Annotated in this window: 11 protein-coding genes and 1 pseudogene; 8 read left to right on the plus strand and 4 right to left on the minus strand. The window is 70.3% G+C overall.

The features are described from left to right. Positions 1–440 precede the first annotated feature (440 nt). The 4 genes from EHO50_RS16900 (at position 441) to EHO50_RS16915 (ending at position 4750) form a co-directional block, all read left to right on the plus strand. Positions 441–1871 (plus strand): glycoside hydrolase family 43 protein, encoded by a 1431-nt coding sequence (locus EHO50_RS16900; RefSeq protein WP_128430972.1) that lies wholly within the window; start codon positions 441–443, stop codon positions 1869–1871. Between the two features lie 254 nt (positions 1872–2125). Continuing rightward, on the plus strand, positions 2126–2521 hold the full coding sequence (locus EHO50_RS16905; protein WP_246101197.1) for a prolyl oligopeptidase family serine peptidase: 396 nt from the start codon (positions 2126–2128) through the stop codon (positions 2519–2521). A 345-nt stretch (positions 2522–2866) separates the two neighbouring features. Beyond that, complete coding sequence (locus EHO50_RS16910; RefSeq protein WP_128430974.1) at positions 2867–3832, plus strand: hypothetical protein; 966 nt, start codon at positions 2867–2869, stop codon at positions 3830–3832. 135 nt (positions 3833–3967) lie between these two features. Beyond that, on the plus strand, positions 3968–4750 hold the full coding sequence (locus tag EHO50_RS16915; RefSeq protein WP_128430975.1) for a DUF899 domain-containing protein: 783 nt from the start codon (positions 3968–3970) through the stop codon (positions 4748–4750). Positions 4751–4775: 25 nt separating this feature from the next. On the opposite strand, the pseudogene EHO50_RS16920 reads toward EHO50_RS16915, so the two are convergent. Next, positions 4776–5523: pseudogene (locus EHO50_RS16920) on the minus strand (alpha/beta fold hydrolase); the annotation flags it as partial. 34 nt (positions 5524–5557) lie between these two features. Further along, on the minus strand, positions 5558–6532 hold the full coding sequence (locus EHO50_RS16925; RefSeq protein ID WP_128430976.1) for an SDR family NAD(P)-dependent oxidoreductase: 975 nt from the start codon (positions 6530–6532) through the stop codon (positions 5558–5560). 55 nt (positions 6533–6587) lie between these two features. Here EHO50_RS16925 and EHO50_RS16930 point away from each other — a divergent pair, with 55 nt between their 5' ends. The 3 genes from EHO50_RS16930 to EHO50_RS16940 all read left to right on the plus strand — a co-directional run bounded on the left by EHO50_RS16930 (position 6588) and on the right by EHO50_RS16940 (position 10002). Further along, positions 6588–7031 carry a MerR family transcriptional regulator gene (locus EHO50_RS16930; RefSeq protein ID WP_128430977.1) on the plus strand — a complete coding sequence of 148 codons (444 nt, stop codon included), beginning with the start codon at positions 6588–6590 and terminating at the stop codon, positions 7029–7031. 105 nt (positions 7032–7136) lie between these two features. Further along, positions 7137–8471, plus strand: coding sequence for a cytochrome P450 (locus tag EHO50_RS16935; RefSeq protein WP_128430978.1), 1335 nt, complete (start codon positions 7137–7139; stop codon positions 8469–8471). A gap of 55 nt (positions 8472–8526) precedes the next feature. Continuing rightward, on the plus strand, positions 8527–10002 hold the full coding sequence (locus tag EHO50_RS16940) for a flavin-containing monooxygenase (RefSeq protein ID WP_128430979.1): 1476 nt from the start codon (positions 8527–8529) through the stop codon (positions 10000–10002). 80 nt (positions 10003–10082) lie between these two features. On the opposite strand, the gene EHO50_RS16945 is transcribed toward EHO50_RS16940, so the two are convergent. Beyond that, entirely contained in the window at positions 10083–10577 is a 495-nt protein-coding gene (locus EHO50_RS16945; protein ID WP_128430980.1) for a DUF6174 domain-containing protein, read from the minus strand. A 226-nt stretch (positions 10578–10803) separates the two neighbouring features. Here EHO50_RS16945 and EHO50_RS16950 point away from each other — a divergent pair, with 226 nt between their 5' ends. Further along, positions 10804–11571 (plus strand): carbonic anhydrase, encoded by a 768-nt coding sequence (locus EHO50_RS16950; RefSeq protein ID WP_128430981.1) that lies wholly within the window; start codon positions 10804–10806, stop codon positions 11569–11571. A gap of 370 nt (positions 11572–11941) precedes the next feature. On the opposite strand, the gene EHO50_RS16955 is transcribed toward EHO50_RS16950, so the two are convergent. Then, entirely contained in the window at positions 11942–15079 is a 3138-nt protein-coding gene (locus tag EHO50_RS16955; RefSeq protein WP_128430982.1) for an FAD-binding and (Fe-S)-binding domain-containing protein, read from the minus strand. Positions 15080–15131 lie beyond the last annotated feature (52 nt).

Consider the following 15131-nt stretch of genomic DNA (forward strand, 5'->3'; position numbering starts at 1 on the left):
CCTGTCCGGGGCTGTGGTGCTTCGTGCGTCGAAGGGATTTGGGATCAAACTGGTCCGGCCCATTGACGTGCTCTCGACGGAATCCTATCTTCTGGTCGAACTTGCGAACAGTGTTCGATTTCTCGAACCATGGCCGTCAAAGGAGACAGCCCGTGTTCCGCACCCGCGACCGGCTCACTCCTGGGACAGCTCTGCCGGCCCTCTTCGCCGCTTTCGCCGCCTTCGTCGCCCGGCCCGCCACTGCGGAGTCTCCGGCCGCTGCCACGCTCAGGCGGAAACCGCGGCTCCTTAGCCATTGACCGGCAGATCGCGACGTTCCGCGTCGCACGGAGCAGGCTGCAAGTCCCGTCCCACCACGGGCACGGAGACCGGGCTCCGCGCTCCTCCCTCGACTCCACTTTCACCCGATCGTGGCACCCGCAGAAAGACAGGAGACACACATGGCCAGGCTCCTCGCCCGGCTGGCGGCGACGGTGATCGCCGCCTGTCTGCTCTTCACCTCCCAGGTCCTGACCACACCTCAGCGGGCGGCCGCAGCCGACCCCGGCTATCTGATGACGCACTTCATCGGGGAGGGGGCGACCGGCCAGCAGATGTACTTCTCGTACAGCGCGGACGGTCTGAACTGGACCGATCTCAACGGCGGGGGAATGACCCTGCGCTCCACGGTGGGCACGCGCGGGGTGCGCGACCCCGCACTGGTGCGCTCACCCGACGGCAGCAAGTACTGGATCATCGCGACCGACCTGTGCATCGGCTGCGGCCAGTCCTGGAGCGACGCCATCAACAACGGCAGCCGCAGCTTCGTGGTGTGGGAGTCGACGGACCTGGTCACCTGGTCCAAGCCCTGGCTGCTGAACGTGGCCGGCGCGATCCCCGAGGGGCGCAACGCGTGGGCGCCGGAGGCGATCTGGGACTCGGCGACCAACAGCTACGTCCTGTACTGGGCCACGAACGGGAGCCTCAACGGCGTACAGAAGCACCGCATTTACTTCGCCCGTACGACCGACTTCCGCACCATCACCGCTCCGCAGGTCTACATCGACCGTCCCGGCACCCAGGAGATCATCGACACCCAGATCGTCGAAGTGCCGTCCGGTGTCGGCAACTTCCGCTATGTGCGGGCCTCCGGTGACGGCCAGATCACGATCGAGGGCAGCAACTCGATCCTCGGCACCTGGACCAACCTCGGCAACCTCTCCGGCATCGGCCTCACCGGCTCCCAGGTCGAGGGCCCGATGTGGATGAAGTTCAGGGACCGCAACGAGTGGACCCTGTACCTCGACCAGTACGCGGCCGGAAAGGGCTACATGCCGGTCCTGACGACCAACCCGTCCGCCCCCGGCACCTTCAAGCTCCCGGCGTCGGGCAGCTACTCCCTGGGCGGCACCAAGAAGCGCCACGGCTCGATCCTGAACCTGACGGCCGCCGAGGACGCCCGGATCCAGGCGCGCTGGGCCAACGTCCCGGGCAAGCGGCTGCAGTCCTTCAACTTCCAGGACCGCTACGTGCGACACGCCAACTTCGACGTGCGCATCGACCAGAACGTCACCAACGCGGACGCCCAGTTCCGGCCGCGGCCCGGTCTGGCCGGTACCGGCACCGTCTCCTTCGAGTCGGTGAACTTCCCCGGCTACTACCTGCGGCACGACGGCGCCGACTTCCAGCTGGTCTACAACGACGGCACCACCGCCTTCGCCGAGGACGCCACCTTCCGCCAGGTCGCCGGGCTCGCCGACTCCTCCTGGTCCTCGTTCCAGTCGTACAACCACCCCGACCGCTACATCCGCCACTACGCCTTCCAGCTGAAGCTCGAAACGATCACCACCGCGACGGGGCGCAGCGACGCCACCTTCCGCCTGACCAGCTGATCACTGACCAGCTGACCAGCGGACCAGTTGATTCGGCCGGCTGCCGGCGCCCGCCTCAGGGGGTGCCGGCAGTGCAGCCGGGGTGAAGAACCGCCCCTTCGACGCGGAGTAGTCCGACCCGACGCCACGGAGAGCCGCCCCACTCAGCGACGCGTGTGGGGGAACTCCGGGCTCACTTCCCGAAGTACACGTCGTGGACCGAGATCGTCGACCGGTTGCCCTTCTTGCCAACGATCTGTCATCGCATTGATCCGTTGCGCTCCCCCGAGTCACGGCTGCTCGGCTGCACCATCACGCAGTGCCCGCCCGCCGAGGTCGCCGCCGCCAACCCGCTCACCTACATCGGCCACATCGGCGAGCGGCCCATCCCGCCGACGCTGATCTTCCACGGTGAGCCGGACGCCCTCGTGCCCTATCACCAGGGCCGACTGATGTACGACAAGCTGGCCGCTTCGGGGCACGACGCGCGCATGAATTCCTTCCCGAAGGCAGCACACGGCAGGCTCTTCGAAATGCTCAGCGACGACGCGACCCGCAAGGGCGCCTACGAGGAGGCCGCACGGGGCGGACACTCCACACCCGCCCGCCCGGTCACCCCGACCTGGAACACCGTCATCTCCTTCCTGAACCAGCATCTGGGGCGCGGGTAGTTCATGGTCTCCAAGCCACAGCCTGATCGCTCAGCCGGGTGATTTAGGGCATCGGGGTGGCGTGGATCGGGCCGGTGTACGGCCTGGCGCCACGAAAGCGTTCTGACGAGTACGTAGCTTGTGTGTGTGGTCAGTGCCTCATTTCCTCCGCAGACTTTTCCCCGCGCCGCAGTATCCAGAATTGCTCAGGCGTCAAGTTCACGTTCCTGGTGGGCCGGTGGGCTGTGTGTGGCGGCTTTCGCGCTCGCTGTCTACACGGGGGCTCGACTGCCGTCGCTCTGGGCGGTAACGCTCCAGACGACGTCACTGACCGATGGATTCCACCGCCGTTTCCTCGTAGCCACCGTGCTCTACCCGATCGCCGAGTTGGCAGGGCATTCCTACTGGTTCTATGCGGCGTTCTCGTTCGGAATTCTGGCACTGTTGCTCACCGTCGTCGTCACCGCTGTGCTGCGGGCGACGACACCGGTACGGCGATGGCTGCCGGTGGCGTTCTTCGTTCATCCGGTGGGTGGCTACCTCTTCCATGAGGTTGGCTACCTTGACCAGGTCCTGTTCCTTTTGCTGTTTGTCGCTCTGTGGCTCGGCAGCCGCGGAAAGTGGTGGGCGGGGACACTGGTGATGACGCTGGCGCCGACGGCCCATGAGATCAGCGCGCTGACCGTGATCCCGTTGTGGCTGCTGGCCGTGTGGCGTTCGGCGCTGCCGGTGCGCACCGCATTCGCGGTGAGCATCCTGCCCGTGGCGGTGAATGCGCTGCTGTTTTCCGTGCCACCTGTGGGTTCGGGAGCGCGAGAACATCTGATCACGCGGATCAGGGAGGGCGGATGGAACTGGCGCGAAGACGCGATCGCACTGTTCTTCCGTACGCAGGCCGACAACTGGAGCGCCTACGACCCGTGGAACATCGCTTTGTTCTTGGCTCCGCTCGCCCTTGCCGCCATCACCATGACGGCAGTCGTCGTAGGACCCGGCCACGATGCACGCGGCTGGGCGACACGTGCCCTGGCCGTGGGCGCAAGTGGGGCGCCGTTCTTGCTGGCATTCGGCGGGTGGGATCAGCACCGGTGGGCGTTCTTGCTCTGTGTGAACCTCGCTGTAGTGGCGTGGCTGTGGTGCGACGGTCGCGAGAACGTGAAGCGTGCGGTGGTCACCCTCGGGCTGGGACTCCTGCTGATCACACATGTGCCACTGGGCTACTTCGACGGGTTCAATTCCGTGCCGCTGACCGGCACCGCAGTCAGGAACTACGGAGAGGCAGCGCACTGGGATCCCCACGGTGGTCCGTTCGAAATGCCCGTTCGCTGGTAGAGCGGTCCAGGGAATGCGGCCCACTGGCGGCCCTCGCTGCGATGAGTTCCGGTCGGGTCGGGAGTCTGTTCTGGTGACCGTCGTAGAACGCCGTACGGCGGACGCAGCCCGGCACAAGACACCACGGAGGACACCATGACGACCACTCCGGACGACCCGACCACCGCGCTGCCCGGCCGGCCGCCCGTGGTCGACCTGGCCACCTGGCAGACCGCCCGGGACGAGCTGCTGGTCCGCGAGAAGGCCCACACCCACGAGGGCGACGCCATCGCCGCGGCCCGCCGTCGGCTGCCGATGGTGGAGTTCGACGGGACGGTCGAGGTCGTGGGACCCGACGGCCCGGTTCCGTTCCTGGACCTGTTCCAGGGGCGCGATGAGCTCGTCGTCTACAAGCACATGTGGTACGACGGCGCACCGCACCAGGGGCAGTGCGAGGGCTGCACCACCACCGCCTGGCACCTGAAGGACGCCGTCTACCTCAACGCCCGCGGCGTGTCGTTCGCCGTGCTGACCACGGGCCCGTGGGACGAGGTGGCCTCCTACGTCGAGTTCATGGGCTACACCCAGCCCTGGTACTCGGTGCGCGACGTGGACGGGCCGGCCGGTGGCGACATGGGTTACCTCACCTGCTTCCTTCGCGACGGCGACCGTGTGTTCCTGACCTACTCCACGACCGGCCGCGGCAACGAGCGCGTCAACGGCTCCCTCGGTCTGCTCGACATGACGCCCTACGGCCGCGGCGAGGCGTGGGAGGACAATCCCGAGGGCTGGCCCGAGGGGGACGGCCCTTGCTGGTCCTGGCGCTCGGACGCGGACGGGAACGCCACCTGGGGCCCGACCAGCCGCCCCGTTCCGCAGTGGACCCGCCCCGGCGCGACCCCCGTGGAGACCCTGGGCCGGCACGGCCACCACCACTGACGCGCCTTCGTCGACGGCGCGCCAATCAGCGCTCTCCCGCCAGGAGTGCTTCACCTTCCAGGAATTCGATGAGCGCCGCGTTCACCTCGTCGGGGCGTTCCTGCTGGGTCCAGTGTCCGCAGCCCCTCAAGGGCGGGTGGGGTGACGACGGTGCCGTCCCACGGTGCGGTCAGTTCCCAGTTGCGGTCGAGGTTGCGGTACCAGTTGAGGGCGCCCGTGAAGCCCCTGGAGAAGCTCTCGGTCAGCGCGTCGAGATCGTCCTCGGTGAGCCACGACGGCCGTACTTCAGGGTCCGGCATGGCCGCGAGCCAGCCCCGCTCGGGGTCGACCAGCGGCTGCTTGACCTCGCCGGGCGCGTCGCCGGAAGCCGAGTAGAGGAACTTCCGCAACGCGGTGCGCGTGTCCTTCGCGAACTCGGCGTCGGCGACACCGGGACGGTTGAAGTAGTTCCAGTAGAAGTGCCCGCCGAACCTCTTGTCCATGACGGTCAGCGGAGGCTCCGTCCCTCGGGAGGGCGGCGGCACGCTCAGGCCGGCCACCGCGCGCACGATGTCCGGCCGCAGGAGTGCGGTGTGCCAGGCGACCGGCGCGCCCCAGTCGTGCCCGACGACGTACGCCTTCTCCTCGCCCAGCGCCTGGATCAGCCCGACGACGTCGCCGACCAGGTGGAGGATGGTGTACGCGTCGACGTCGTCGGGATGGTCGCTGCGTCCGTAGCCACGCTGGTCGGGGGCGACCACGCGGAAGCCCGCGACGGCCAGCGGGCCGAACCTGATCTTCGGGCTGCGGCACCGGCGGTGGCTCTGTTCATCGAGTGATCGGGACGGCGGCGCCGGTCGCCGCGGCGGACAGGTCCCACAGCTGTGCCGCCGCGTCCTGGGCGATGGCGTACGCGCGGACGCCGCCGTCATCCATGGGCTCGGCGGGGGCGGAGACGCGCGCGACGTCGCAGTCTTCGAGGTAGAGCCCGCCGCGGTCGTCGAGGAGTGCGGACGTGGCCGCCCACAGACCGGTGGCGGCGCCTTGGGACGGTGTCTTGAAGTCGGCGCCGATCACGTTGCCCTGCTCGTCCACCCATCCACGGTCGATCTGCTCCTGGAGCGTCATCTCCCGCTGGAGCCCGGTAATGATCTTGCCCGGATGGAGGGCGAACGCCCGGATGCCGTCGTCGCGCCCGAGGGCGTCGAGATGCACGGCGAACAGGGAGTTGGCGGTCTTGGACTGGCCGTAGGCAAGCCACTTGTCGTATCCGGTGCGGAAGTGCGGGTCGTGCCGGCGGATGTCGGTCAGGGTGTGCCCCGCGGAGCTGTTGACGACGACGCGCGCACCGTGACCGGCGGCGAGGAGCGGGTAGAGCTCGCAGACGAGCGTGAAGTGTCCGAAGTGGTTGACGGCGAACTGGCCTTCCCAGCCCGGTCCGACGCGCCGCTCCGGGGTGGCCATGACGCCGGCGACGGCCATGAGCAGGTCGAGCCGGTCGAGGGAGTCGTTGATCTGCGCGGCGGCGCTGCGCACGCTGTCGAGGTCCGCCAGATCCATGGGGACGACTTCGCAGCCGTCCACATCCTTGAGTGCGGCGTGGGCGATGCCGGGCCGACGTGCCGGAACGATGACTCGGGCCCCGGCGGCGGCCAGGCCCCGGGTGGTTTCCAGCCCGAGTCCGGAGTAACCCCCGGTCACGACGGCGGTGATGCCGGAAAGGTCGCGGCCGGCCATGACGTCCTCGGCGGTGCTGGTGGCGGAGAAGGGCGAGCCGAGCGGCCGTTGATCAGTGGTGGTCATGCTGACGACGCTACGATCTGGAGCGAGGTCTAGATCAAGTCCTAGGCTGGCCGGCATGGCGACTACCGAGACCCCCGCGGAGCCACTGAGCATCGGCCAAGTAGCCGAGCGGACCGGACTCAGTGTGCACGCACTGCGCTTCTACGAGCGCGAGGGCCTGCTGGTCGGACCGGTCCGGCGCACCGCGGGCGGCCGACGGCGATACACCGCCGCCGACGTCGACTGGCTGCTGATCTGCGTCAGACTGAGGGAATCCGGCATGCCGCTCGCCGACCTCAAGCAGTTCGCCGAGCTGGTGCGGCGCGGTCCGGGCAACGAGGCCGAGCGCCTGCAGCTCCTCGACGCCCATCAGCGGCGTGTCGAGGAGCAGATACAGGCGCTGGAGGAGTGCCGTTCCGTCATCGCCTGGAAGGTCGGCGTCTACGCCGAGCACCTCGCCCGCGACGAGGCCGGCGGCCTCTGGGACCCGACAGTCCGAGACGGCCTGCGGCCGAGTTGACGCGGGCTGTCACCTGATGTGCCTGCTCCCGTACAGTCCGTGATGCAAGTACTCCGGTGCGGCCAAGTCCACGGCCGAGCCCAGCGGTTGACCAGGAGAAGAAACATGGAATCCGAAGCCGGTCTCGCCTCCGCTCCCGGCGTTCCCGGAACCGGGCGGCCGGTCCCCGAAGTCGAGCCGGGGCTCGTGCAGCGGTGGCGGTCGGGGGGAGGTGAACTGGTCGAGCTGCTGGGCCTGGTGCGCGAGCGGGTCGGCGGGGTCGCCGCGTTCCGGATCGGGCCGGCTCCCACCGTTCTCGTCACCGATCCGACGGCGGTCCAGCATGTACTCGCCCGGCACCCGGAGCAGTACGTCAAGCGCTCCCACCGCGCCCGCCTGCTGATCGGCGACGGCGTCATGGCCGCCACCGGTGAGGCGTGGAAGCGGCAACGCCGCGTGCTGCAGTCCCAGTTCACCGGCACCGGGATGCGCCGCTACGAGCAGCGGATCACCGCGGCCGCCCGGACCACCGCCGAGCGCTGGGACGGGTACGCCCGAACCGGGGAGACCTTCGACGTCGGGCGGGAGATGCACCGCTTCGCCCTCGACGCCATCTGGCGCTCCCTCACCGGGCACCCCCTCGACGACGCGACCGAGCGCGAACTGGCCGCCGTGGAGGCCGTGGGGGCCGCCATTCCGACCCTGCCCGCTGATGTCACCGAGGCCCAGGACGCCGTCGCCGCCGACCTCGCCCGGATCGACGCGGTCGCCCGGCGCGCCATCGAGGCCGCCCGCAGCGGGGCCGCCGGTCCCGACGGCCCGGGTCTCGTGCACGTACTGACCGACGCCGCCGCCGAGCGCCCCGAATACACCGACCGGCTGATCCGCGACGAGCTGGTCACACTGCTCGCTGCCGGGCACGAGACCACCGCGACCACGCTGACCTGGCTCTACCTGCTCCTCGACCAGCATCCCGCCGCCCGCGAACAAGCTCTCGCCGCCGGCGAGGAAGGCTCACCGCAACGCCGCCAGGCCATCCAGGCCCTGGTCCACGAGACGCTCCGGCTCTATCCCTCCGCCTGGCTCCTGCCCCGCCACGCCACCGAGGCCGACACCCTCGCCGGCCACACCATCGAGGCGGGCACCGACATCCTCGTATGCCCGTACCTCACCCACCGCGACCCCGAACTCTGGCCGGACCCCGAGCACTTCGACCCCCGGCGCTTCACCGCCCCGGACGGCCGACCCGCCCACCCGGGCGCCTACTTCCCCTTCGGCATCGGCCCCCGCGCCTGCCTCGGCCTGCAGTTCGCGCTCCGCGAATCGACCGTCCTGCTCGAACACCTGCTGCCGGTCCACAGCCCGGCCTTCTCCTCCACCCCCACGAAGGCGACGTACGGCATCACCGTCCGCCCCGACGGCCCCAGCCCCGCAACTCTGGTACCGGCACCGGGAAATTGACACCGGAAATCGACACCGGAAATCGACACCGATCACCCGAGGAGAGTGACAGCGGATGAGAGCGTGTGTGGTCGGGGCCGGCCCCGGGGGAATCGTCACCGCCAAGGTGCTGCTGGAGAACGGCTTCGACGTCACGGTCCTCGACAAGTACCAGCAGGTCGGCGGGATCTGGTCGGCACAAGGCTGCTACGACGGGCTGGCCAACCAGGCCGCGCTGCGCCTCTTCGAATTCGCGGACCTGCCCAACCGCCTGCACTTCGCCGGCGCGGCGGACACGCAGCGCTATCTGGAGAAGTACGCCGAGACCTTCGGTGTGCTGGACCGCGTCCGGCCCGGCACCGAGGTGGTCTCCGTCCGGCCGGTGGACGGGCCCGGGCGGCCGGGCGCCTCCGGCTGGTTGGTCGACTCCCGGCCCGTCGGTGACGAGGCGGCGCGGGTTCAGCGCGAGAGATTCGACTACGTCGTTGTCGCCAGTGGGGCTCATCATCACGCCCACCTGCCCGAGTTGCCCGGGCGTGAGACGTTCCGCGGGACCGTGCTGCACTCCAACGAGGTGCGGGCCGGGACGTTCGCCGGCCGCCGCGTGACCGTCGTGGGAGGCGGCAAGTCCGCGTTGGACCTGGTCACCCGCGCCGCACGCGAGGCGGCCTCGGCCACCCTCGTGCAGCGCAAGGTGAACTGGATGGTCCCCGAGCGGCTCCTGCTCGGTCTGGTCGGCTACAAGTGGATCCTGTTCAGCCGGTTCGGTGAGGCGCTCCTGCCCCGCTACCACGATCCGGCCTGCGTCCGTCCGATCGACCGCATCGACGAGCGGGTCAAGCGAGCTCTGTGGTGGCTCATCACCCGCGACATGCTTTTCTCCACCGGGCTGCACCGGCTGCCGAGGCAGCTGCGACCCGCTCACCCGCTCCCCTTCCACCTCGCGCACGCGGGAGTGATGCCACGCGGCTACGTGCGGGCCGTCCGACGCGGCCTGATCGCCGCCAAGGTGAGTGCCGTCGAGGCGTACACCGACGAGGGGCTGCGACTGGCGACCGGCGAGGAAGTGGCGGCGGACGTCATCGTGTTCGCCACCGGGCACCACAAGGTCTTCCCGTTCCTGGATCCGAGCGTGCGAGTGCACGATTCCGCCGGGCGGCTGCGGCTCTACCGAGGCATCGTGCCGCCCGGCGCCGACCGGCTGGGGTTCGTCGGTTTCCGGCAGGTCTTCAACAACATCATGGGCGTGGAACTCACCGCGCACTGGCTGACCTGCCATTTCCGGGCGGCGCTGCGCTCCAGCCCGAGCGAGCAGGAGATGCGGGAGGCCATCGAGGCCCGCCTGACCTGGCAGGAGCAGGTGCTGCCGGGCTCCGGCGGCTACGACTTCGGCCCGTACGACATCCACTGCGCGGACGAACTCCTGCACGACATGGGGTTGCCGTCCCGCCGCGCCGGCAACCTGCTGGCCGAGTACCTGCTTCCCGGCGGGGTCGCACACCGCTACGCGGGCCTGACTCGACCGAATTCAGCGACGAGATCCGCCGCGTGACGATCGATGGCATGGGGAATCGCGGCGGCGCTTCGACGGCTGACATGTCGAGCGGCTGACACGTCGAGCGGCTGACATGTTCAGCGGCTGACGCGCCGGCCGTCGGTCGGCTCGTAGGCGCTGATGACGTAGAGGGCCTCGTCGTCGATGGCGTTCTCCTCCCAGTCCAGGGAGATCCGCACCGGATGCCCGTCGGCCGCGTACTCTGCCTCGGCCGCGTCCGCGTCGTCCCGTCGCGCCCGGTCCAGTTCGTCGAGGAGTGCCCCGATGGTGGGCATCGCCTCGGGGATGTCCTCGGCCACACGTCGGCCGCTGTCGTCGAGGCCCACCGCCTTGGCCACGGCGCCGTCGTGGACGGTGATCCGGAAGGTGCCGAGCAGGGCCCGCTCGCCTCCGCTCGAGTGGAGCGTGTAGGTGTACGCGGCGGGCTCCTGCCATGTGACCCGGGTGGGCGCCGGTGCAGCCGATGACGCCGACGTCTCGGTGCCGCAGGCGGCGACCGCGCAGATCATCCCTGCGATCAGCGCGACTTGGGACACGGCACGGGCGCGGGCAGCGGGCGGTACGGCGGTCATGGCGGAGGCCCCCCTCGAAGACGGTTACCGCTATGACGCCGGTCGCCCCGGGAACGTTCGGCGGGCGCGGCCACGCTGCAGGCGGCCGCCGAACAGGCCACCACTCTTTGTGATTTGGATGCGCGCTTCCCGTCCCCTGCATCTGGCCTGTACGGGCGTTAACCGCTGCTTCGAAACAGTGGCACCACCCGCCCCACCAGGGGAAACAGCAGAAGGGAAGCGTGCCATGGGCAGTGTCTCGCAACCGCAGCGCCGAGCCGTCATCACCGGAGGGCTCGTGGCGACCGCGGCCGTGATCACCGGCTGTTCGACGAGGACCGACAACGGCGCGGTACCGAAGGCGTCGGCCGTGGCGGTGGCGTCTCCTCCGTCCTCCGCGGTCGCACCCCCCAAGACCCCCTCCGCGGCGCTCGCGCGGCTGCTGGACGGCAACAAGCGCTGGGTGAACGGGACGCTCCAGCGCCCCAACCAGGGGCGCGACCGGAGAGAGTCCGTCGCCGAGGAGCAGGACCCGTACGGCGTCATAGTCTCGTGCATCGACTCCCGGGTGCCGCCGGAGATGGTCTTCGACACCGGGATCGGCGACCTGTTCGCGATACGCACCGGCGGTCAGGTGGTCGCCCCGGTGGTCACCGGTTCCGTCGAGTACGGGCCCGTGACCTCGGGTACCCCGCTGATCGTCGTGCTCGGGCACCAGCGCTGCGGTGCGGTCAAGGCGTCGTACAAGGCCCTGAAGGAGCGCAAGCCGCTGCCGGGCAACCTCCAGTCGATCGCCGAGGCCGTCCGCCCTGCGTACGAGGCCATATCCAAGGTGAAGTACGACGACCCGGTCGACGCCATGATCCGCGCCCACGCCCAGCAGACGGCCGCCGGCCTGCGCACCGATCCCGCCCTCGCCCCGCTCGTGAAGAAGGGCGGCCTGGCCGTCGTCAGCGCCTACTACTCCCTCGACACCGGCCGGGTGGAGATCCTCGACGGGACGCCCTCCGCCTGACCAGCGGCACTTGACCGAGGCGGAGGACTGGAGCACGAGCTACCCAAGCACCGAGCTCCCGTCCACCGCCCCGCCCGGCCCTCTCGCGCCCCCCGATCAGCCGCGCAACCCCCGAACCATCCGAATCACCCCCGCAGCCGCCCCGCCCGCCACCAGGCCAGCCGAAGGGACCGCGAGAGCCGCGCGGGACGCCCTCTGGGGGTCGGCCCCCGGGTCTTTTAGGTCGTCGACGGGGCACCCCCGCCTGACCACCGGCACTTGACCGAGGCGGAGGACTGGAGCACGAGCTACCCAAGCACCGAGCTCCCGTCCACCGCCCCGCCCCGCCCCGACTCCTCTCGCTCCTCCCGGCCCCTCGCCCTCCCCCCGATCAACCGCGCAACCCCCGAACCATCCGAGCCACCCCCGCAGCCGCCCCGCCCGCCGCCACGCCGGCCGATGCGAGTGCCAGAGCGCGTGCCAGGCGTCCCGGAGGTGTCGGCCGGGCGCCCGGAGCAACCCCGTACGCACTGGCCGCCACCTCGGACGCAGGCAGCGCCGATGCCAGTAGTTCCGCGAGGTGGACCGCGTCGTGGCCGCCGCTGTCGAGCTCGTGGATCTGGGTGCGGCAGCTGAAGCCGTCCGCGAGGACCACGGTGCCGGTGTCCTCCTCCCGCAGTCGGGGCAGCAGGACGCGTTCCGCGCAGGCCCGGCTGACCTCCAAGTGGCCTTGCTCGAAGCCGAAGTTGCCGGCCAGGCCGCAGCAGCCGGAGTCCAGTCGCTCCGCGTCGACCCCGGCTCGGCGCAGCAGCTTCTCGTCGGCCTCCCAGCCCAGTACGGCGTGCTGGTGGCAGTGCACCTGGGCCAGCGCGCGGGCCGTGCGGTCGGGCACCTGCGGGGCCTCGTATCCCGGGCTGTGTTCGGTGAGCAGCTCCGACAGCGTCACCGTCTGTTCCGCCAGCCTCCGGACGTCTCGGTCGCCGGGGTACAGCTCGCCCGCGTCCGACCGGAAGACGGCCGTACAGCTCGGCTCCAGGCCGACCACCAGCCCGCCCGCGCGGAGATGACCGGCCAGGTGGCGCACCGTGCGGGACAGGACGCGTTCGGCGGCGCCCAGTTGACCGGTGGAGATCCATGTCAGCCCGCAGCACAGCGGCTCGCCGGGCATGGCCACGCGCCAGCCCGCGTGCTCCAGCAGCTCCACCGCCGCCTGACCGACGTGCGGATGGAAGAAGTTGGTGAACGTGTCCGGCCACAGCAGCACCGTCCCGCGCAACCCGGCGCCGGGGGAGTCGTTCGGCGTACGGCGCGCGAACCACCGTTGCAACGACTGCCCCGCGAACAGCGGCACTTCCCGGTCCTCGACCCCTGCCACCGCGACCGCCGCCCGCGACAGTGGCGGGGTGTGCGTGAACGCGTTGACCACCGGGCCGAGCCCACCGCGGCCCACGGCCTGGGCGACGACCGGCAGCCAGCCCATCGACAGATCGGAGCGGGGCCGCCGCCAGGGACGCCCCGCGTAGTGGTGGGAGAGGAACTCCGCCTTGTACGTCGCCATGTCGACATCGGCCGGACAGTCGCTCTTGCACCCCTTGCAGGCCAGGCACAGGTCCAGCGCGTCCTTGACCGCCTCCGAACGCCAGCCGTCGCCGATCGCGCTGTCGCCGTGCCCGTCGAGCATCTCGAACAGCAGCCTGGCCCGGCCCCGCGTGGAGTGCTCCTCCTCCCGCGTGACCTGGTAGGACGGGCACATCACCCCATCGCCCCCCGTGTCCAGGCGACGGCACTTGCCCACGCCCACACACCGGTTGGCGGCCTCGGCGAACGACCCTCCGTCGTGCGGGAAGCGGAAGTGCAGGTCGTGGGGGTCGTACGGCGCCCAGTCGCCGCCCAGCCGCAGGTTCTCGTCGAGTCCGTACGGCGCCACGACCTTCCCGGGGTTCATCCGGTCGGCCGGGTCGAAGACGGCCTTGAGCCGCCCGAACGCCGCCACCAACTCCTCCCCGAACATCCGCGGCAGCAACTCGCCCCGGCTCTGCCCGTCCCCGTGCTCGCCGGAGAGGGACCCGCCGAACTCGACCACGAGATCGGCCGCCCGCTCCATGAACCGCCGGTAGTCGGCCACGCCCCGAGCGCTGTACAGATCGAAGGGGATGCGTGTGTGCACGCACCCCTGCCCGAAGTGGCCGTAGAGGCTCGGCCCGGTGTCGCTCAGGTACCCGAACTCCTCGAACAGGCCGTGCAGGCGCCGCAGATACTCGCCGAGCCGCTCCGGCGGCACCGCCGAGTCCTCCCAGCCCTCCCAGGTGTCCGGGTGGTCGGGGATGTGCGCGGTGGCGCCGAGACCGGCCTCGCGGACCTGCCAGAGCTGCTCCTCGTGGGCGGGGTCGTCCAGGAAGGCGACCTCCGCGTCGTGCTCGGACTCGTGCAGAGCGTCCAGCATCCGGTGCGCGTGCTCGTCGGCCTCCTCGACGGTCTCGCCGCCGAACTGCACCATCAAGAAGGCGTTCCCCTCGGGCAGTTGGTCGATCGCCTGCCGATTGAGGTGCTTCAGCCGTTCGTCGTGGATCAGATGACGGTCGACGCCCTCCAGCGCGATCGGCTCGTACGGCAGGATCACCGGTACGGCGTCCGCGGCGAGCGCGATGTCGGGGAACCCCAGCACCACCAGCGAGCGTTCCTTCACCACCGGCACCAGCTTCAGCTCCGCCCGCAGGACGGTGACCAGCGTCGACTCGCTGCCGACCAGCAGCCCGGCGACGTCGAAGCCGTGCTCGGGGAGGAGGGAGTCGAGGTTGTAGCCGGAGACCCGGCGAGGGATCCGCGGGAAGCGGCGGCGCACGTCGTCGGCGTAGGCGTCGCGCAGGGCGCGCAACCGCCGGTACACGGCGGCCCGGAGATCGCCGTGCCGCTCGATCTCGGCGTACTCCTCGTCGCTCGTCTCCCCGCACCAGAAGCGGGTGCCGTCGTAGAGGAGCACCTCCAGGCGGGCGATGTTGTCGACGACCTTGCCGTGCGCCTGCGCGGTGGCGCCGCACGAGTTGTTGCCGATCATGCCGCCGATGGTGCAGTTGGCGTGGGTGGCGGGCTCGGGTCCGAAGCGCAGGCCGGTCGGGGCGAGTTGCCGGTTGAGTTCGTCGAGGACGATGCCCGGCTGGACGACGCACGTACGGGCCTCGACGTCGACCGACTCCAGGCCCGTGCAGTACTTCGACCAGTCGATGACGACCGCCGTGTTGGTGCACTGCCCGGCCAGCGAGGTCCCGCCGCCCCGCGACAGCACGGGCGCGTCGTGCTCCCGGGCCACGGCCACCGCCTCCGCGGCCGCCTCGGGGGTGTGCGGTAGGACCACGCCGATCGGCGTCTGGCGGAAGTTCGAGGCGTCGGTGGAGTACGCGGCCCGGCTTCCGGCGTCGAAACGGACCTCCCCGTCGACGCGCTCCCGCAACGCCGCCTCCAGGGCGGCCGGGTCGGGCGGGGGTGCTGTGTCGTGTCGTACGACGGGAGCGGGCAGGTCCGAGGTGCCCATGGACCCCTCCTCGGTGTCGGCGCGGGGACCGCCCGGGTACCCGCGACCGCAC

The sequence above is a fragment of the Streptomyces cyaneus genome, from assembly GCF_004028635.1.
In the GTDB taxonomy this organism is placed as follows: Bacteria; Actinomycetota; Actinomycetes; order Streptomycetales; family Streptomycetaceae; genus Streptomyces; species Streptomyces cyaneus.